We start from the raw sequence: 17,544 nt of genomic DNA on the forward strand, positions 1-17,544 counted from the left end.
ACCGCGGCTACGGCGCGTCGTCGCGCAGGGTGAGCACGTAGGTGGCGGTGAGCGCCACGGCGCGGTCGTCGTCCCCGGCCAGCCCCGCGAGGGCGCGTGACGCCGTGCTGCCCGGGATGTCCGCGAGCGCCTGGGTCAGCCGTCGGCGGGCCGGCGTGCCGGTGGTGCCGAGGGCGAGGCGGTCGACGAGCCCGGTGGCGATCCGGTCCGCCGACACGGGGTCAGCCGCCAAGGTGCTCAACGCGTCGGCCGCGTCGGCGTCGTTCCTCGCCCCGACGATCATGTCGATCAGCGTCGGGACCGCGTCGGCCACTCCGCGTTCGCCGAGCGCCAGGGCCGCGTACCCGCGGACCACGACGTCGGGGTGCGCGAGGGCGTCCCGCAGCACCGCGGTCGCCCCGTCGGTCGGGAGCTCGGCGACGGACCGGACGGCACGTTCGCGCACCGCCGCCTCGGGCGAGCCCAGCCCCTTCGCCAACGGCGCGACCGCATCCTCGCCCGACTGCGCCAGGGCCCAGCGGAGGGCTCCCGCGACGTTCGGGTCCGACTCGCCCAGCACCGCCTCGGCCAGGGCCTCCACCGGTACGGACGTCTCCTCGACGGCGGAGACCGCGGACAGCGCCGCGCGCTGCCGCGCCCCCGCGTTGTTGGACTCCAGCGCCTGGAGGAGCGAGACGATCCTGAGGACGTCCTCCCAACCGCCCGGCTCCGCGGCACCGATCCGCCGCAGCCGGGTGAGCAGCTCCGTCTCCGCCGCGATGCGGTCCAGCGTCCGGTGGATCAGGTCGTCGACGAGCTCGGCGGGCGCGAAGCCGGGATCGTCGAGGGCACGTCCGACGTCGCTCAGCGACAGCCCCAGTGAGCGCAGGCTCTCGATGTGGAAGATCCGCCGGATGTTCTCCTCGGAGTACTCCCGGTAGCCGGAGCCGGTCCGACCCGACGGCCGGACCAGGCCGAGCGATTCGTAGTGCCTGAGCATGCGGGCACTGACCCCGGACCGCTGCGCGACGTCACCGATCAACACTGGCTACCGGCCCTCCTTGTCGGCCCCGCCGAGCGCGACGACGCGCTTCGCCTCCTCGATCGCGAACTCGAATCCCGCGTCCGGGTCCCGCCACAACCCTTCCGTGGCGATCGCGTGCGCACGCACGAGGGGGTCGGGATCCGTCCCGGCGGCGCCGAGGACCGGCAGCATCACCTCCCCGAGCGCGATCAGCGCCCGACTGAGGCTCAGCTGCGTCGCCCGGTCGCCGCGCCCGAGCTGCGTGGCCAACCCTACGGCCAGTCCGTGCTCCGCACCTTCGGGCACCAGCACGACCGCCGCCCGCCAGGCGCTGCGGGCGACCTCCTCGTCGGCGTCGGACAGCAGCGCCGGCGTGATCGCCGGCCACGCCCGCCGGTCCCCGATCTTGGAGAGCGTGTGCAGGGCCTGGCTCCGTGCCTGCGCACGCTCCGAGCGGACCTCGTCGAGCAGCGCCGGGACGGTCGTCCCCGCCGCGTGGCGGGTGAGTGCCCAGGTGAGCATCTCGCGCACGGAGAAGTCGGGTTCGACCGCACACCGCTCGATCAGCCTGCCCACCGACCCCGGGTCGGGCGTCGTGCCGATCGCCAGCGCCGCCTGCAACCGGACCGACGGGGCGTCGTTCTCCAGCGCCCGGAGGGCTGGGCTCATGGCCGTGGCCGCGGCCGTGGCGGTGCTCGTGGCCGTGGCTGTGGCCGTGCTCGTGGCCGTGGTCGTGTTCTCCGTCGACATGGTCATCCGGACCACCTCCTCGGCCACAGTGAAGGCCTTGTCACCGTGTCAAGGTCAAGCGGAGCCGGACCGCAGTCGCGGACCGGCGGTCGCGGGAGAGCGGCCTTCCGCAACGAGCGGCGCCGCCGGGCTTCAGCCCAGCCGGAGGTCCCCCGTCGTCACGACTGCGCCGAGGCGCGGGAAGTCCAGTTCCACCGACGCCCGGTGCTCCTCCGCCGTGAGCGCGGCCATCGCGTCCTCGACGAACACCAGCTCGTAGCCGTGGTCGGCGGCCGCGCGGGCGCTCGACTCCACCCCGAGGTTGGTGGCGATCCCGGCGAACACCACGGTCTCCACACCCCGCTCCCGGAACAGCTCGTGCAGGCCGGTGCCCTGGAAGGCGCCGATGGTGCGCTTGACCACCACCTCGTCGGCCACCGCCTCGACCTCCGCGAGCAGTTCGCTCCCGGGCGGCTGCTCCGCGACGTTCGGCCGCTCGACCCGGACGGCGACGACCGGGGCACCGGCGGCGCGGAAGGACCGGGCGAGCTCCAACGAGGCCGCCACCACGTCCGAACCGGGGCGCGGTGCCAGCGGGTTGGCGACGATTCGGTCCATCAGGTCGATCAGGACCAGGGCCGTGCTGCGGGGATCAAGGGTGGTCATGACGCCAACCTAGCCCACTCCCCGGCGCGCCCGACTCGGGCGCCTCGGGCGACTCTGGCGACTCGGGCGCCGACGGCGACGCCGAAGAGGCCGACTCCCGGGCGATCTCGGCCCGGAACCCCTCGATCATCACGCGCAGCCCGTACTCGAAGTCGGCGTCGTGGTCGGTCATCCGCAGCACGTCGACCGCCTCGCGCAGCAGCGGCAGCTCACGCAGCGCGTCGTCCGGGAACGGCGGCCGCTCGCGGTGCGCGGCGTCCTGCCGCCACGCCTGCTCCTCCGTGACCCAGCCCATGATGTACCGGTCGACGGTCAGCAGCAGCCGCAGCGCCGTGCGCGGGCGCAGCCCGGCCCGGCAGAGGGCGCTCAACTGGGCCTCGACGGCCGGGAGTTCCTCCTCGGTGGGCAGGGTGCCTGCGTGCACCCGGGCGCCGTCGCGGTAGGCGAGCAGGGCGTTGCGCTTGGCGCGGGCGTCGGCGGCGATCCACTCCGGCCAGTGCTCCGGATCCGGTTCGCGGTCGGGCGGGAGCGCCTCGGCGAGCATCGCCTCGGCCATCAGGTCGAGCAGTTCCCGCTTGCTCTTGAAGTGCCAGTACAGCGCCGGTGACTGGACGCCGAGTTCGCGGGCGAGCCGGCGGGTGGTCAGCCCTTCGATGCCCTCCTCGTTGAGCAGGCGCAGCGCGGTGCGCACCACCTCGTCGCGTTGCAGCGCCATCCGTTCGGCCTCCCGGGTCAATCGCTTGCCAGGCCCACCTTATCGCCGATAAGTTCCCGAGGTGGAACTTATCGGCGATAAGGAGGGCCGTCGCGGCGACGGCCACGAAGGGACCAACACCCGTATGACCTCAGCCCCCGACGCCCCCGACGCCCCCGACACGCCCGGCACACCCGACGCCCACGGCTCGCCCGACCCACCCGACCGCCTCCGGTCCCGGCTGCTCCCGAACACCGCCCCCTGGCGGTTCTCCCGGGACTTCCGCCTGGCCTGGACCTCCGGCACGATCACCCTGTTCGGCTCGATCTTCACCATGACGGCGATCCCCCTGCAGATCGCCGACCTCACCGGCTCACCGTGGGCCGTGGGTGCGGTCGGCGCGGTGGAACTCGTGCCCACCGTCCTGTTCGGCCTCTACGGCGGCGTCCTCGCCGACCGGGCGGACCGCCGCACGGTCGCCCTGGTCTCCGAGGTGGCACTGGCCGTGCTCAGCGCCCTGCTGCTGGCCAACGCCCTGCTCGGCACCCCCGCCGTCTGGCCGCTCTACGCCGCCGCCGGGCTGGCGGCGGCACTGCAGGGCATCCAGCAGCCCTCGGTCGAGGCGATGATCCCGCGGCTGGTGCCGCACGATCAGCTGGTGGCGGCGGGGGCACTGCTCTCGCTGCGCTGGAGCGTCGGCGGGGTGGCGGGCCCCGCCGCCGCCGGTCTGCTGATCGCGACGGCCGGGGTCCCGGCCGCCTTCCTGGTCGACCTCGGCACCTTCTTGCTCTCGATCGCCCTGCTCGCCCGGATCCGTCCCGTCCCCTCGGAGCGGGACGCCGAGAGGCCCCGGCTGGGCGAGTTCGTCGCGGGCGCCCGGTACGCCGCCCGGCGGCCCGACCTGATCGGCACCCACCTGGCCGACCTCGCCGCCACCGTCTTCGCGCTGCCCACCGCGCTGTTCCCGTTCCTGGCGGAGGACCTGGACGCCACCTGGGCGCTCGGCCTGCTCTACTCGGCCAGTGCGGTGGGCGGCCTGATCGCCGCGGCGACCGGCGGCTGGACGGAGCGGGTGCACCGGCACGGCCGACCGGTCGTGCTCTCCGCCGCCCTGGTCGGCGCGGCGACGGCTGCCGCCGCCTTCGCCCCGGGCCTGTGGGTCGTCCTGCTCTGCCTGGTCGTCGCGGGCAGCGCGCACTGGATCGGCGACACCTTCCGCAGCGCGATCTGGAACCAGTCCATCCCGGACGAACTCCGGGGCCGTGCCGCCGGGTTGGAGATGCTGATCGGTTCCGCCGGGCCGGCCCTGGGGGACCTCCGGGCCGGCGGCCTCGCCGCCCGGCAGGGCATCCGGGCCGCGCTGCGGACCGGCGGCCTGCTCTGCTTCGGCAGCGCCGCGCTCCTGCCCGCCGCGCTCCCCGCGCTCTGGCGTTACGACCAGCGCGCACACCCCGCGCCACCGTCGTCCGAACCGTCCACCCAGCCGACCGCCGAACCGGCCACCCAACAGGCCGGCCAACCGGCCACCGAACGGGCCGCCGAACCGGCCGCGGAGCCCAGCTCGTGAGACAGGCACCTCCGGACCCAGCGGCGCGCTCACGCCGTGAGTGGCCGGGTCGACGCCGCGATCGGCGCCGGGAGTTCGGTCCGCCCGCGCAGGTAGCGGTCCACCGCCGCAGCAACTGCCCGCCCCTCGGCGATGGCCCAGACGATCAGCGACTGTCCGCGCCCGGCGTCCCCGGCGACGAACACGCCCTCCGCCGTGGTGCCGAAACCGTCGTCCCTGGCCAGGGTGCCCTCCGGCCCGGTGGCGAGGCCGAGTTGGGCGAAGAGCCGCTGGTCCGGCTCGGGCCCGGTGAAGCCGAGGGCGAGCAGGGCCAGCTGCGCCGGCAGGATCCGCTCGGTGCCGGCCCGTGGGCTGCGGTCGGCGGGTTCGGCCTCGGCCAGGCGGACGGCGGCGAGTCGGCCGCCCGGGCCCGCTTCGAAGCGGACGGTGACCGCCGCGAAGACCCGGGGCCCGGCCGCGGCGGCGCCGGACTCCTCGTGCGAGGTGGTCTCCCGGTACACCTTGGGATGGACCGGCCAGGGCTGCCCGGACGCCCGACGCTCCGGCGGGCGCGGGTTGATGTCCAACTGGGTGACCGACGCGGCGCCCTGGCGCAGCGCCGTGCCCAGGCAGTCGGCCGCGGTGTCCCCGCCGCCGACGATCACCACGTGGCGGCCCTCGGCGGAGAGCGGCGAGGCCGCGCAGTCACCCTCGTCCACCCGGTTCGCCCAGGTCAGGTAGTCCATGGCCTGGTGCACCCCGGACAGGTCGCGCCCCGGCACCGGAAGCTCCCGGCGGGCCGTCGCACCCACCGCGACGACCAGCGCGTCGTACTCGGCCCGCAGGTCCTCGCCCGGCACGTCCCGGCCGACCCACACCCCGGTGCGGAACGTGGTGCCCTCGGCCCGCAGCTGGTCGAGCCGCCGCTCCAGCCGGTGCTTCTCCAGCCGGAACGGCGGGATGCCGTACCGCAGCAGCCCGCCCGGCCGGTCGGCCCGCTCGTACACCGTGGTGGCGTGCCCGGCACGGGTCAGCTGCTGGGCGGCGGCCAGCCCGGCCGGGCCCGATCCGATCACCGCGACCCGCCGCCCGCCGCCCCGTCCGCCGACCCGCTCGGGCTGGTGCGGCCCGTCCCAGCCCTCGTCCAGGGCCCGGTCGGCGATCGCCAGCTCGACGTTCTTGATGGTCACCGCGGCCCCGTCGATCGCCAGTACGCAGGCGCTCTCGCAGGGGGCCGGGCAGAGCCGCCCGGTGAACTCCGGGAAGTTGTTGGTCGCCAGCAGCCGGGCCGCGGCCGCCCGCCAGTCCTCCGCCGCCACCAGCTGGTTCCACTCCGGCACCAGGTTCCCCAGCGGGCAGGCGTTGTGGCAGAACGGCAGCCCGCAGTCCATGCACCGCTCCGCCTGCCCGCCGACCACCGGCAGCAGCGCACCCGGCCGGTACACCTCCCGCCAGTCCCCCAGCCGCTCCCGCACGTCCCGCCGCGCCCGCTCCGCGCGCGGGGTGGTGAAGAAGGCCATCCGGTCTGCCATCGCGGCCTCCGGCAGGGCGTGCCGACACTGACCAGGCGGCCCACCCGGCGGCACGCCACCGTGTGGCCACCGTACGCCCACGAATGAGCACGCGGAAGAGGCAGCCGGTCGCACCCGCCCGACCGCCCCTCCGACCCGCGCGAATCCGCCGTGAGCACGCCAGGGACAATCTCCGTCATGACCCACACCGTGCTGATCGCCGAGGACGACCGGGCCATCCGCGACTCGCTCGTCCGCGCGCTGATGCTGGAGGGCTACCGGGTGCGGATCGCCGCGAACGGCACCCAGACCCTGGCCGTCCTCGCCGAACAGCGCCCGGACGTCCTGGTGCTCGACGTGATGATGCCCGAGCCGAACGGCCTGGAGGTCTGCCGCCGGCTGCGCGCCGCCGGCGACCGCACCCCGGTGCTGATGCTCACCGCCCGGGTGGAGGTCCCGGACCGCATCGCCGGGCTGGACGCCGGGGCCGACGACTACCTGGTCAAGCCCTTCGACGTGAACGAGCTGTTCGCCCGCCTGCGGGCCCTGCTGCGCCGCGACCGGAACGCCCCGACCGCCGAGGTCCTGAGCGTCGCGGACCTGCGGGTCGAACCGCCCGCCCGACGGGCCTGGCGGGCCGGCGAGGAGCTGGAGCTGTCCCGCACCGAGTTCGACCTGCTGGAGCTGCTGGCCCGGCACGCCGGCGCCGTCCTCGACCAGGCCACCCTGTACGAGCGGATCTGGGGCTACGACTTCGGCCCCGGTTCGAAGAACCTCGCCGTCTTCATCGGCTACCTGCGCCGCAAGCTCGACCGCCCCGGCCTGACCCCGCTCATCCACACCGTCCGCGGCGTCGGCTACACGCTGCGCGAGCCGTGAGCGGCCCGGCGCCGCGCCGCCCGCGCCTGCCGCGCCCGGGCCTGCGCACCACCCTCTCGCTCGCCTTCGCCGCGATCGCCGCCCTGGTGGCGGTCCTGATCGGCGCGCTCGGCTACCACGCCGCCGCCCGGCTGATCACGGACGACGAGACGGCCGACTTCGGCGCGGCCGTCGACTCCGTCGCCCGGCAGGCCTCGCACGAGACCCTCTTCCCGGGCGACTTCGCGGGCCCCAGCGGCCTGAGCGACGACCTGCTGCGCCCGATCCGGGTGACCTCGCAGGCGCTCGCCCCCGACGCCCGGCTGCTCCCCGGCACCGCCCGGCTCGACCTGCCGTCGACGCCGACGGACCTCGAACTCGCCCGGACCGACGAGCCCGGCCGTACCGTGACCGGGCTGCGCCGGCTGCACGGGGACACCCTCCGGGTGGGTGTGGTGTCGCTCGGCGGCCACCGCGGCGCCGTCCAGATCATCCAGCAGGTCGGCCCCACCGAGCAGCTGCTGGCCGCCCTGCGGGTCCGCACCTCCGCCCTGGTGGCGGTCGTCGCGGTGATCGCGGGCGGAGCCGGCTGGCTGCTCGCCGGACGGATCACCAGCCGGCTGGTGCGGCTCACCGAGGCGGCCGAGCTGGTCGCCGCGAGCGGGCGGCTGGACGTCCCGGTGCCGGCCGCCGGATCGGACGAGGTGGGCCGGCTCGGCCGGGCCTTCGACCGGATGCTCGTCCGGCTCGCCACCGCCAAGGAGAACCAGCGCCGCCTCGTCCAGGACGCCGGACACGAGCTGCGCACCCCGCTGACCAGCCTGCGCACCAACCTCGCCGTGCTGCCCGCCCTGGACCGGTTGCCGCCCGCCGAGCAGGCTGCTCTGATGGCCGATCTTACCGATGAGGCAAGGGAGTTGACCCAGCTGGTGGAGGAGCTGGTGGCGCTTGCCGCGGAGCGCAGGTCGGACGGGCCGCCGACGGAGGTGGTGCTGGCCGAGGTGGTCCGCGGGGCCGCCGCCCAGGCCCGCCGGCGCAGCGACCGGGAGATCCTGGTGGACGCGGACGACACCGTGGTCACCGCCCACCCGGACGCGCTGGCCCGCGCGGTGGGCAATCTGCTGGAGAACGCGGCCAAGTTCGACCCGGCCGGCGCGGGCCCGATCGAGGTGGTGGTGCGCGGCCCGCGGGTGGAGGTGCGCGACCGCGGCCCGGGCATCGACGAGGCCGACCTCGACCGGGTCTTCGACCGCTTCTACCGGGCCACCGCCGCCCGCAGCCTGCCCGGTTCGGGGCTGGGCCTGGCGATCGTGCACGAGGTGGCCCGCTCGCACGGCGGCACCGCCTTCGCCGCCAACCGCGAGGGCGGCGGCGCGGTGATCGGCTTCACGCTCGGCGGCTGACGGGCCCGGAGGCCGGGCCCGGTGCGCCCCCGAGGCCGGCCCCCGAACCCGGGAACCGGCCGGACGTCAGGCCCGGACGGACGTCAGCAGTCCCCGCCCGAGCCAGTCGGCGTCGTCCTCCACCCCGGGCAGGACGAAGAAGTACCCCCCGCCGGTCGGCGAGATGTAGTCCACCAGGGGCTCCCCGATGAGCCGGGTCTGGGTGGCCTCGAACTGCCGCACCACGTCCTGCTGGTAGCAGCAGAACACCAGGCCCATGTCCAGGTTGCCCGCCTTGTCGATGCCCCGGTCGTAGTTGAAGCCGCGGCGCAGGATGCGCGAGTCGTCGGTGTCGGCGGTGCGCGGATTGGCGAGGCGGATGTGCGCGTCGAGCGGGATCGCCTTGCCGTCCGGGTCCTTGGCGTAGTCCGGTGCGTCGGTCTCCCGGTGGCCGTCGAGCGGAGCGCCGGTGTCGCGGCGGCGGCCGAACATCTTCTCCTGCTCGGTGAGGGTGACGCGGTCCCAGAACTCGATCAGCATCCGGATGATCCGGATCACCTGGTAGCTGCCGCCGACGGCCCAGGCGGGCTCGCCCGTCGCGCCGTTCACCCAGATCAGCCGGTCCGTCTCCCGGGCCGAGCCGGTGTCCGGGTTGACGATGCCGTCCTTGAAGCCGAGCAGGTTGCGCTGGGCGCCGTCCGGCCGGGACTGGTTCTGGAAGCCGTCGATCCGCCAGAGGACCTGCAGCGCGCCCCGCGTGTGCCGGGTGATGTCGCGCAGCGCGTGCAGCACGGTGTCCTGGCGGTCGGCGCAGATCTGCAGCGAGAGGTCGCCGTGCAGTTCGGTGGCCTGCAGGTTGTCGTTGGGGAAGGTCTTCATCGGCGTCAGCTTGAGCGGCTTGGCCTTGGCGAGCCCGTAGCGGTCGTCGAAGAGGGAGGCCCCGACGCCGACCGTGACGGTCAGGTTGTCGGTGGGGAGGGTCGGGCCGAGGATGCCGCTGTCCGAGGGCGGCGCGCCGACGCCGAGGTCGGGCGGGGTGCCCCCGGCGGTGAGGAAGCGGATCCGCTCGGTCAGGGTCCGGAGGAGGTCTTCGAGGCTCTTGCGGTCCTGGGCGATCACCTGGCACGAGACGAAGGCCGCGTGCGCGGGGGCCGGGGTGGTGATCCCGGCCTGGTGGGCGCCGTGGAACGGGACGGCCCCGCTCGCCGACTGCCGGGTGTCCCCGGCGGAGGCCGGGCCGGCCCCGAGCGTGAGGGCGCCGCCGGCGAGCGCGGCCGCTCCGGCCCCGGCACCCAGCGCGGCCCGGACGACGCTGCGCCGGGCCGGACGGGCCGGGCAGCCGCTCTCCGACACGGCCCCGGCGGAGGCCCGGCCCAGGACCTGGGCCCCGGTCTGGGCATCGGTCCGAGCAGTGGCCTGAGCGGCGCCCTCGGCGGCGTCCCGGACGGTGGTGTGCGGGTACGGGCAGGAGCCGGCGGCTGCGGTGTCGTCGGTCATCAGGCGGCCTTCCGGATTTCGAGCAGGGCGGGGATCGGAGCGAGGTCTTCGAGCAGCTGGCCGGTGGCGCCGTCGAGTTGACGGCGGGTGTCGGCGGGCAGCCGGTCGACCGGGGTCCAGCCCTCGGGCGTGCGGGCGGCGGCGACGAGGTCGCCGACCCGCTCCATCCCGGCGTTCACCCGGACCAGCAGCTGCGGGTCCCGCTCGTCGAGCAGCGGCTGCAGCAGGGTCAGCAGCTCCTGGGTGCCCGCCAGGTTGGCCTGGGCGGTCGCCAGGTTGGTGCCGCTGCCCATGTCGGTGTCGCCGGTCAGCTCGAACTGGAGGGTGTTCTCCAGGATCTCGTGGGCGCGCAGCGGCAGGTCGGCCGGGTCGAAGTCCTGCGCCGGGAAGTCGTGCACCAGCTTGGCGACGTTCTGCGCCAGCTCGTCGGCGACGGGCGTCAGCTCGGCGGCGGACTGGCCGTGCCAGAGGCCGTACTCCAGGCGCAGGAAGCCGGTGAAGCCCGGGTCCCGGTACTTGTCGGGGAGGCCGTCGGGGCGCCCGTCGATCTTTCCGTCGAGGTCGGCGAAGGTGCCGTAGGCCGCGCCGAGCGAGGCGTACCGCAGGTGCGCGGTGAGCCAGTCGGCCCTGGCGGTGGCGAGGTCGCCGGAGTGCACGTCGGTCTGGAGCTTCTGGGTCTGCGTCATGAGGGTCGCGAGGCCCTGGTCGACGTAGCCCCGGTAGCCGTCGAGCGGGCCCTGGAGGTCGTCCTCGGCGACCGGCTTGACGGCCTTGACCTCGCTGCCGCCGCTGATGTGCACGGCGGCGGAGGTGACGGCGTTGCCGCCGGTGGGCACGCAGCGCCAGGCGTAGTCGCCCGCGCCGATGGTGGCGGTCAGGGCCCTGGTGGTGCCGGGGGCCAGGCCTTCGACCTCGCCGTAGACCGCGCCCGTGCCCGGGTTCACCAGGTACACCTCGGAGACCTTGTCGCCGGCGTTGTGCATCTGGAACACCTGCTGGCCGGGGCGGGGTGTGCCGAAGCCCCTGCCGCAGTCCCGCTCGGAGACGGTGACGGTGGCGGAGCCGGCCGGCTTGCCGTCGCTGACCGCGATCACGGCGCCGGCCACCACGACCGGCACGGCGACCAGCGCGGTCGGCAGCACCCAGCGTGGACGTCCGGCGCGGGCCGGCTCCGCCTTCTCCTCGGCGGGCCCGGCGTCCTCGGCGGGCGCGGCGCCTTCGGCGGACGCGGCAGCGGAACCCGCGGCCGGCGCCGCGGCCGGCGTGGCCGCACCGCCCCGGACGCCCTCGATGAACATCGTCATCACGATCCCCAGGTACGCGACGTAGCCGACGACCTGCAGGACCGTCATGGTGACGGTCAGGTTGAGCGTGCCCTGGACGAGCGTGGCGTACCAGGACGAGGCGTCCAGGTGCCCGCTCAGGTCGAAGGCGTACGTGCCGCGCCCGCCTACCAGGCCGGACTCCTGGAGGTCGCGCAGGCCGTAGCCGAGCACGCCCGCCGCGACGACGATCAGACCGGCGCCGGTGACGGTGAAGAACCGGGTGAGGTTCATCGTCAGCGCCCGCCGGTACAGGCCCCAGCACAGCCCGGTGGAGAGCAGCAGGCCGACGGCCGCGCCGATCAGCGGGCCGGTGGACTCCCCGGCGGTGCGCACGTTGGTCCACAGGAAGAGCGAGGTCTCCAGGCCCTCGCGGGCGACCGCGAGGAAGCTGGTGAGGACCAGCGCGCCGGCGCCCATCGCCAGCGAGGCCCTGACCTTCTCCTTCAGCTCGGCGGAGAGGGTACGGGCCGAGCGGCGCATCCAGAACACCATGGCGGTGACGAAGCCGACCGCGACGAGGCTGAGCACCCCGCCGAACGCCTCCTGGGCGCGGCCTGAGAGGTTGGCGGCGGTGAAGGTGAGCACGGCGCCGAAGCTCAGACTGAGCGCCAGGGCCGCCGCGACGCCCGTCCACACCTGGGGCAGACGGCCCTTCTGACCGCCCCGGACCAGCGTGGCGACCAGGATCGACACGATCAGTCCGGCTTCCAGCCCCTCGCGCAGCCCGATCAGGAAGCTGGGAAACGCCTCATCCCACATGCAGCGGGCTCCTCCCCCGGGCCGTGCCGGGCCGTCACCTGTCCTCGCCCACCGCGGTGGCGGTGTGGCGGCACGGCCGAACGCCCCGGACACGGCGGTCCGGGGCGTTGCGGCTTAGCTTAGGCAAACCTTAGAGGCGTGCAGGTCAACTGCACCCCTGCTTCAGGTAAGGGTTCGGTATGGGAACCTCCGTGCGTTTCCCGACGCGGCACGTCGGCGGGCCGACTCGGCCAGCACCGGCGGCACGGTCAACGCCCTCAGTGCCGGCAGCGCGGTCGCCGCCCGGCCGTCACCCCCACCACTGCTCGGGCACCGGCTCCGGCTCGGCCGGGACCGTCACCGGTTCGGCGCAGCGCACCAGCAGGTCGCCCGCCTCCGTCTCGGCGACCAGGTAGCCGCGCTCGCGCAACACGAGCGCGGCCGCGCCGCTCACCGCCGCGCGCGCCTCCCGGGTGGGCGGTCCGTCCGGGTCCGCGCCCGGCGTCCAGCCGACCACCACGCCCTCGGGGTGGTGGTCGATCCACAGCGGTGAGGCGCCCGGCGCGGTGTCGAACCCGGCCCGGGCCAGGGCCTCGGTGACGTCCTCGAAGAGTTCACGGTGATCCACCATTGGCGCAGCGTAGGCCGCGGACCGCGCGACCCCGGGGCACGGCGCGCGCCGAACGGCTCCAGTGGCACCCGACCGCAGCATCGGCACCCGTTGGACCGACCGGCGGCCAGCCGATCGGGCGTCAGGAACCCCCGTCCGGACCGACACGCACGGCCGGACGGGCCGATGGACGTGCACAGTCGGCCCCCTGCCGACAGCATGACAGAGTAAGCGCTCCATCACCCTGAGCAACGGGTCCAGCGGGCCGCGCAGGTCCGCGCGCCGGTCCGGCCGGCGGGCCCGTATCGAGAGGTCCCATGATCACAACACTTCGCCGGCCGCCGTTCCCGCCGACGGGGCTCCGGTCCGGCACGTCGAGGACGCCGGGGAGCACGTCGTGAGAGCCGACCAGCAGTCGCAGCCGGGACCGGTGACCAGCACCCGCGCCAAGCCCGCGAACGCGGCCGAATCCCTGGCCGACTGGACCGACGGCCGGCTCGGCATCTACTCCCTGGCCAAGGCCAACCTGCGCAAGATCTTCCCGGACCACTGGTCCTTCATGCTGGGCGAGATCGCGCTCTACACCTTCGTCATCATCATCCTCACCGGTGTCTGGCTGACCATGTTCTTCCAGCCGAGCATGAGCGAGGTCATCTACGACGGGACGTACGTCCCGCTCAGGGGCATCGAGATGTCCCAGGCCTACGCCTCGACGCTCGACATCAGCTTCGACATCCGCGGCGGCCTGCTGATGCGCCAGATCCACCACTGGTCGGCGATCGTCTTCGTCGCCGCGATGCTGACGCACATGATGCGCGTCTTCTTCACGGGCGCGTTCCGCAAGCCGCGCGAGATCAACTGGATCTTCGGCGCGGCGCTGCTGTTCCTCGGCATGTTCGACGGCTTCATGGGCTACTCGCTGCCGGACGACCTGCTCTCCGGCACCGGCATCCGGTTCATGGAGGGCGCGATCCTGGCCGTGCCCATCGTCGGCACCTACCTGCAGTTCTTCATCTTCGGCGGCCAGTTCCCGGGCTTCGTCATCATCCCGCGGCTGTTCACCGTCCACATCCTGCTGATCCCGGGGATCATGGTGGGCCTGCTCGCGGCGCACCTGATCCTGGTCTTCTACCACAAGCACACCCAGTTCGCCGGGCCCGGCCGGACCAACGACAACGTGGTCGGCATGCCACTGCTGCCGGTCTACACGGCCAAGGCGGGCGGCTTCTTCTTCCTGGTCTTCGGCGTGGTCTCGGTCATGTCGGCGATCGCCACGGTGAACCCGATCTGGGCGTACGGCCCGTACCGGCCCGACCAGGTGTCCACCGACGCCCAGCCGGACTGGTACATGGGGTTCTCCGAGGGCCTGATCCGGGTGATGCCCGGCTGGGAGGTCAGCGTCTGGGGCGGCCACACCCTCAACCTCGGGGTGTTCATCCCGCTGATGGTCTTCCCGCTCGTCCTGGTGGCCATCTGGGCCTACCCGTTCGTGGAGGCCTGGGCCGCCGGGGACCGCGGCGAGCACCACATCGCCGACCGGCCGCGCAACGCCCCGGTCCGCACGGCCTTCGGCGCGGCCTGGATGGGCCTCTACCTGGTCCTGCTGATCGGCGGCGGCAACGACCTGCTGGCCACCCACTTCCGCCTGTCGATCAACGCGATCACCTACGCGGTGCGGATCGGCGTCTTCGTCGTGCCGATCGTCGTCTTCGTGATCGTCAAGCGCTGGTGCCTGGGCCTGCAGCGGCGGGACAAGGAGAAGGTCCTGCACGGCCGGGAGACCGGCGTCATCAAGCGCCTGCAGCACGGCGAGTACGTCGAGATCCACGACCCGCTGTCGCCGGGCCGGCTCTACACCCTCACGTCGCACGACCAGCCGCAGCCCGGGGTCCTGCCACCGGAGGTGGACGAGAACGGGGTGGTCCGCAAGACGGGTCTGTGGACCCGCGCCCGGGTGAAGCTGTCCCGCGGCTTCTACGGCCGGGGCAGCCAGATCCCGAAGCCCACCGCCGAGGAGCACGAGGAGGTCACCAGCGGCCACGGCCACCACTGATCCGCTCCCGGGCAGGACGAGGGCCCGCCGCGCCGGAAACGGCACGGCGGGCCCTCGTCCTGCGTGTCGGTCGTGCGGACCGGACGGGCGGGCTCAGCCCCGCAGGGCCGCCGGGACGACGGCGAACAGCGCCGCCGCGATGGTGACGGAGAGGCAGAGCGCCGCCCAGCGGGTGCAGATCCGGCGGCATTCGCTGCGGTAGCGGGCGGCCAGCCGGCGGCAGCGTTCGACCGCGCGGTCCACGACCTCCTCGGCGTAGCGCAGCCGGTCGGCGGTGTAGGCCTGTTCGAGGCTCTCCCGTTCCGCGGCCGGGAGCCAGGGGAACTGTCCGGCGAAGGCGCGGGCGTCCCGCTCGGCCGCCGCGACCTCCGCCTCCCAGGCCAGGAAGCCCTCGATGCGGGCGAGCCCCACCCGGGAGTCCGCCCGGCGACCCGCCCCGGCGGGCCTGCCCTGGCGGGGGTTCCTTGCTCTCGGCGGACGCTGCCTGCCACCCATGACCGCTCCTCGTGTCGAGTCGTCCCGCCTGGTCGGCCGCGCGGGAGTGGGCTGTGCGTGGCGGATCGCTCCGCAACCAGGCAACTACTATCAGTGACCAGATGGGGGCAGTGGGCGACGCGCCGAGACTCCCGCGGGCCGCCCCTCCTCCGACGCGGGGCCAAAAGTTGCGCGCCGCGCACTCTTGCGCGTCACGCATCTTTTGCACCACAGTGGGGCCATGACGACGGATCAGCCCGGCTTGCGGGAACGGAAGAAGGCCGCCACACGGGAGGCACTGAGCTGGGCGGCGCTGCGCCTGGCCGTGGAGCAGGGGCTGGAGAACGTCCGGGTGGAGGACATCGCGGCCGCGGCCGGCGTGTCCCCGCGCACGTACAACAACTACTTCTCCAGCAAGGCCGAGGCGATCGTCTCCCGTCACCAGGAGCGCGTCCGGAAGGCCGCCGCGGCGCTGCGGGAACGACCCGCCGCCGAGCCGCTGTGGGAGGCGCTGACCCACGCCCTGCTCGAACCGTTCGGGCCCGTGGTCGAGCAACCGGATCCGCAGTGGACCGCCGCGGTGCGGCTGCTGCTGCGCGAACCGGTGCTCCAGGCCGAGCTGTTGCGCGGCGGGGCGGAGGCGGAGGCCGGGCTCGCCGCCGCGGTGGCCGCCAGGACCGGGACGGACGCGGCCCGGGACCTCTACCCGAAGCTGGTCGCCGCGACCGCCATGGCCGCGGTCAAGGCCGCCAACGACCAGTACCTGAACGCCGATCCGCCGGTGCCGTTCCAGCCGCTGTTCACCGCGGCGCTGCAACTGCTGGCGGCCGGGCTGCCCGATCCGTCGGCCCGATGAAACCGTGTTGTCCGAGGGGGACTTGAAATGATCCACGACGTCGCCGTCGTCGGAGCCGGCCCGAACGGGCTGATGCTGGCCTGCGAACTGGCACTGGCCGGGATCCGGCCGGTGGTGCTGGAGCGATTGCCCGAACGCTCCCCGGTCCAGAAGGCCAACGGCCTGGTCGGCCAGGTGATCCGCCTGCTCGACCACCGGGGCCTGTACGAGCCGCTCGGCGGCCCCGGGGCACCGCAGCCCGTGCCCCGCTTCGTGTTCGGCGCCTTCCCGCTGGAGCTGCACGGGCTCGACGACAACCCGCTGCACGCCCTGCCGGTGCCGCAGCACCGGATCGAGGAGGTCCTGGAGGAGCGCGCCCGCGAACTCGGCGTCACCGCGCGCCACGGCTGCGAGGTAACCGGGCTCGCCCAGGACGACACCGGGGTGACGGTCGACCACCGGGGGCCGGACGGCTCCGGGCAGCTGCGGGCCCGCTACCTGGTCGGCGCCGACGGCGGGCGAAGCACCGTCCGCAAGCTGGCCGGGATCGGCTTCCCCGGGGTCACCTCGCCCGACCCGGTCTCGCGCATCGCCCACGTCCTGCTCCCGGAGGACGTGCGCACCACCGGCACCGGCGAGTTCCTGCTGCCCGGCTTCGCCACCCCGGTCCGCCCGTTCACCCACACCCGCACCGAGCACGGCGTCCTCGTCCTCGCCCCCTTCGGACCGGACGCCACCATGGTCGCCACCCTGGAGTGGGGCGGCCCGCCGGTGGACGAGTCGAGCCCGCTCACCCTGGACGAGCTGCGCGCCAGCGTCCGCCGCGTCACCGGCGCCGACCTCGCGCTCGCCCCGGCCCGCACGCCCGGCCCGTTCACCCCGCGCCGCCAGGTCGGCCACAACACCCGGCTCGCCGAGCGCTACCGGCACGGCCGCGTCCTGCTGGTCGGCGACGCCGCGCACGTGCACGCTGCGACCGGCGGCCCGGGCCTCAACCTCGGCCTGCAGGACGCCGCCAACCTGGGCTGGAAGCTCGCCGCCCACCTGCGGGGCTGGGCCCCGCCCGGCCTGCTGGACAGCTACCACCGCGAGCGGCACCCCGTCAGCGAACGGGTCTTCATGCACTCCCAGGCCCAGATGGCGCTGATGTCCCCCGGCCCGGGGACCACGGCGGTGCGCGCCCTGTTCGGCGAACTGCTGGCGCACGAGGACAACCTCGGGCGGATCGCCGCGCTGATGGCCGGCAGCGACATCCGCTACGACACGGACTGCCCGCACCCGCTCGCCGGACGCTTCGCCCCCGACCTCGCCCTCACCACCGCCGCCGGGCCGTGCCGGATCGCCGAACTCACCCGCAGCGGCCGCCCGTTGCTGCTCGACCTCACCGGCGGGGAGCTCGCCGGGCACGCGGCGGGCTGGAAGGACCGGGTCGACGGCATCGCCGCCGACTGCGCGGAGCCCCCGGCCGGCGCTCTGCTGCTGCGCCCGGACGGCTACGTGGCCTGGGCCTGCGACGTCGGCGGGGCGGACCCGGACGGCCTCGCCGCGGCGCTGCGCACCTGGTTCGGCGAGCCCCGCACCTGAGTACGCGCACCCGGGCGCACTGAGTACTCCGGCGCTGCC

The 17,544-nt window shown here is 74.4% G+C and carries 15 protein-coding genes; 6 read left to right on the forward strand and 9 right to left on the reverse strand.

Features of this window, described 5'->3' with window-relative positions; genetic code table 11:
* Positions 1 to 7: 7 nt before the first annotated feature.
* The 4 genes from ACZ7KX_RS23340 to ACZ7KX_RS23355 form a co-directional block, all read right to left on the reverse strand.
* On the reverse strand, positions 8 to 1,024 hold the full coding sequence (locus ACZ7KX_RS23340) for a MerR family transcriptional regulator (RefSeq protein WP_470328138.1): 1,017 nt from the start codon (positions 1,022 to 1,024) through the stop codon (positions 8 to 10).
* Between the two features lie 3 nt (positions 1,025 to 1,027).
* Positions 1,028 to 1,672: a HEAT repeat domain-containing protein gene (locus tag ACZ7KX_RS23345; RefSeq protein ID WP_470328201.1), complete on the reverse strand. Its 645-nt coding sequence runs from the start codon at positions 1,670 to 1,672 to the stop codon at positions 1,028 to 1,030.
* Positions 1,673 to 1,885: 213 nt separating this feature from the next.
* Positions 1,886 to 2,398 (reverse strand): isochorismatase family protein, encoded by a 513-nt coding sequence (locus tag ACZ7KX_RS23350; protein WP_470328139.1) that lies wholly within the window; start codon positions 2,396 to 2,398, stop codon positions 1,886 to 1,888.
* Positions 2,385 to 3,113 carry a TetR/AcrR family transcriptional regulator C-terminal domain-containing protein gene (locus ACZ7KX_RS23355; RefSeq protein ID WP_470328140.1) on the reverse strand — a complete coding sequence of 243 codons (729 nt, stop codon included), beginning with the start codon at positions 3,111 to 3,113 and terminating at the stop codon, positions 2,385 to 2,387. The genes ACZ7KX_RS23350 and ACZ7KX_RS23355 overlap by 14 nt, the downstream gene beginning before the upstream one ends.
* 124 nt (positions 3,114 to 3,237) lie before the next feature.
* Between ACZ7KX_RS23355 and ACZ7KX_RS23360 the strand changes: the two genes are divergently transcribed.
* Positions 3,238 to 4,659, forward strand: a complete 1,422-nt coding sequence (locus tag ACZ7KX_RS23360; RefSeq protein WP_470328141.1) for an MFS transporter — start codon at positions 3,238 to 3,240, stop codon at positions 4,657 to 4,659.
* 29 nt (positions 4,660 to 4,688) lie between these two features.
* On the opposite strand, the gene ACZ7KX_RS23365 is transcribed toward ACZ7KX_RS23360, so the two are convergent.
* Complete coding sequence (locus ACZ7KX_RS23365; RefSeq protein WP_470328142.1) at positions 4,689 to 6,170, reverse strand: glutamate synthase subunit beta; 1,482 nt, start codon at positions 6,168 to 6,170, stop codon at positions 4,689 to 4,691.
* Between the two features lie 177 nt (positions 6,171 to 6,347).
* On the opposite strand from ACZ7KX_RS23365, the gene ACZ7KX_RS23370 reads away from it, so the two are divergent.
* Both ACZ7KX_RS23370 and ACZ7KX_RS23375 read left to right on the forward strand, forming a co-directional pair.
* Positions 6,348 to 7,028: a response regulator transcription factor gene (locus tag ACZ7KX_RS23370; protein WP_470328143.1), complete on the forward strand. Its 681-nt coding sequence runs from the start codon at positions 6,348 to 6,350 to the stop codon at positions 7,026 to 7,028.
* Positions 7,025 to 8,410 (forward strand): HAMP domain-containing sensor histidine kinase, encoded by a 1,386-nt coding sequence (locus ACZ7KX_RS23375; protein ID WP_470328144.1) that lies wholly within the window; start codon positions 7,025 to 7,027, stop codon positions 8,408 to 8,410. The genes ACZ7KX_RS23370 and ACZ7KX_RS23375 overlap by 4 nt, the downstream gene beginning before the upstream one ends.
* Before the next feature lie 66 nt (positions 8,411 to 8,476).
* Here ACZ7KX_RS23375 and efeB read toward each other — a convergent pair whose 3' ends face one another.
* From efeB to ACZ7KX_RS23390, 3 genes are all read right to left on the reverse strand, one after another.
* A complete protein-coding gene (gene efeB, locus ACZ7KX_RS23380; RefSeq protein WP_470328145.1) occupies positions 8,477 to 9,886 on the reverse strand; it encodes an iron uptake transporter deferrochelatase/peroxidase subunit in 1,410 nt (469 codons plus the stop codon).
* Positions 9,886 to 11,970: an iron uptake transporter permease EfeU gene (gene efeU / locus ACZ7KX_RS23385; protein WP_470328146.1), complete on the reverse strand. Its 2,085-nt coding sequence runs from the start codon at positions 11,968 to 11,970 to the stop codon at positions 9,886 to 9,888. Before efeU ends, efeB begins: the two co-directional genes overlap by 1 nt.
* A gap of 289 nt (positions 11,971 to 12,259) precedes the next feature.
* Positions 12,260 to 12,580 (reverse strand): hypothetical protein, encoded by a 321-nt coding sequence (locus tag ACZ7KX_RS23390; RefSeq protein ID WP_470328147.1) that lies wholly within the window; start codon positions 12,578 to 12,580, stop codon positions 12,260 to 12,262.
* Positions 12,581 to 12,956: 376 nt separating this feature from the next.
* Here ACZ7KX_RS23390 and qcrB point away from each other — a divergent pair, with 376 nt between their 5' ends.
* Positions 12,957 to 14,612, forward strand: coding sequence for a cytochrome bc1 complex cytochrome b subunit (gene qcrB, locus ACZ7KX_RS23395; protein ID WP_470328148.1), 1,656 nt, complete (start codon positions 12,957 to 12,959; stop codon positions 14,610 to 14,612).
* Positions 14,613 to 14,705: 93 nt separating this feature from the next.
* On the opposite strand, the gene ACZ7KX_RS23400 is transcribed toward qcrB, so the two are convergent.
* A complete protein-coding gene (locus ACZ7KX_RS23400) occupies positions 14,706 to 15,023 on the reverse strand; it encodes a cytochrome C oxidase subunit I (protein ID WP_470328149.1) in 318 nt (105 codons plus the stop codon).
* A gap of 304 nt (positions 15,024 to 15,327) precedes the next feature.
* Here ACZ7KX_RS23400 and ACZ7KX_RS23405 point away from each other — a divergent pair, with 304 nt between their 5' ends.
* Positions 15,328 to 15,942: a TetR/AcrR family transcriptional regulator gene (locus ACZ7KX_RS23405; RefSeq protein WP_470328150.1), complete on the forward strand. Its 615-nt coding sequence runs from the start codon at positions 15,328 to 15,330 to the stop codon at positions 15,940 to 15,942.
* Positions 15,943 to 15,969: 27 nt separating this feature from the next.
* Positions 15,970 to 17,505 (forward strand): FAD-dependent monooxygenase, encoded by a 1,536-nt coding sequence (locus ACZ7KX_RS23410; RefSeq protein ID WP_470328151.1) that lies wholly within the window; start codon positions 15,970 to 15,972, stop codon positions 17,503 to 17,505.
* Positions 17,506 to 17,544 lie beyond the last annotated feature (39 nt).

It is taken from the genome of Kitasatospora sp. NPDC038210 (assembly GCF_055600605.1).

What these genes read in the sequence shown, in the direction of transcription:
- ACZ7KX_RS23365 (WP_470328142.1), bottom strand. Translation starts at nt 6,170, where the DNA reads ATGGCAGACCGGATGGCCTTCTTCACCACCCCGCGCGCGGAGCGGGCG.
- ACZ7KX_RS23345 (WP_470328201.1), bottom strand. Translation starts at nt 1,672, where the DNA reads ATGAGCCCAGCCCTCCGGGCGCTGGAGAACGACGCCCCGTCGGTCCGG.
- ACZ7KX_RS23360 (WP_470328141.1), top strand. Translation starts at nt 3,238, where the DNA reads ATGACCTCAGCCCCCGACGCCCCCGACGCCCCCGACACGCCCGGCACA.
- ACZ7KX_RS23390 (WP_470328147.1), bottom strand. Translation starts at nt 12,580, where the DNA reads ATGGTGGATCACCGTGAACTCTTCGAGGACGTCACCGAGGCCCTGGCC.
- ACZ7KX_RS23410 (WP_470328151.1), top strand. Translation starts at nt 15,970, where the DNA reads ATGATCCACGACGTCGCCGTCGTCGGAGCCGGCCCGAACGGGCTGATG.
- ACZ7KX_RS23370 (WP_470328143.1), top strand. Translation starts at nt 6,348, where the DNA reads ATGACCCACACCGTGCTGATCGCCGAGGACGACCGGGCCATCCGCGAC.
- ACZ7KX_RS23405 (WP_470328150.1), top strand. Translation starts at nt 15,328, where the DNA reads ATGACGACGGATCAGCCCGGCTTGCGGGAACGGAAGAAGGCCGCCACA.
- ACZ7KX_RS23355 (WP_470328140.1), bottom strand. Translation starts at nt 3,113, where the DNA reads ATGGCGCTGCAACGCGACGAGGTGGTGCGCACCGCGCTGCGCCTGCTC.
- ACZ7KX_RS23350 (WP_470328139.1), bottom strand. Translation starts at nt 2,398, where the DNA reads ATGACCACCCTTGATCCCCGCAGCACGGCCCTGGTCCTGATCGACCTG.
- efeB (WP_470328145.1), bottom strand. Translation starts at nt 9,886, where the DNA reads ATGACCGACGACACCGCAGCCGCCGGCTCCTGCCCGTACCCGCACACC.
- efeU (WP_470328146.1), bottom strand. Translation starts at nt 11,970, where the DNA reads ATGTGGGATGAGGCGTTTCCCAGCTTCCTGATCGGGCTGCGCGAGGGG.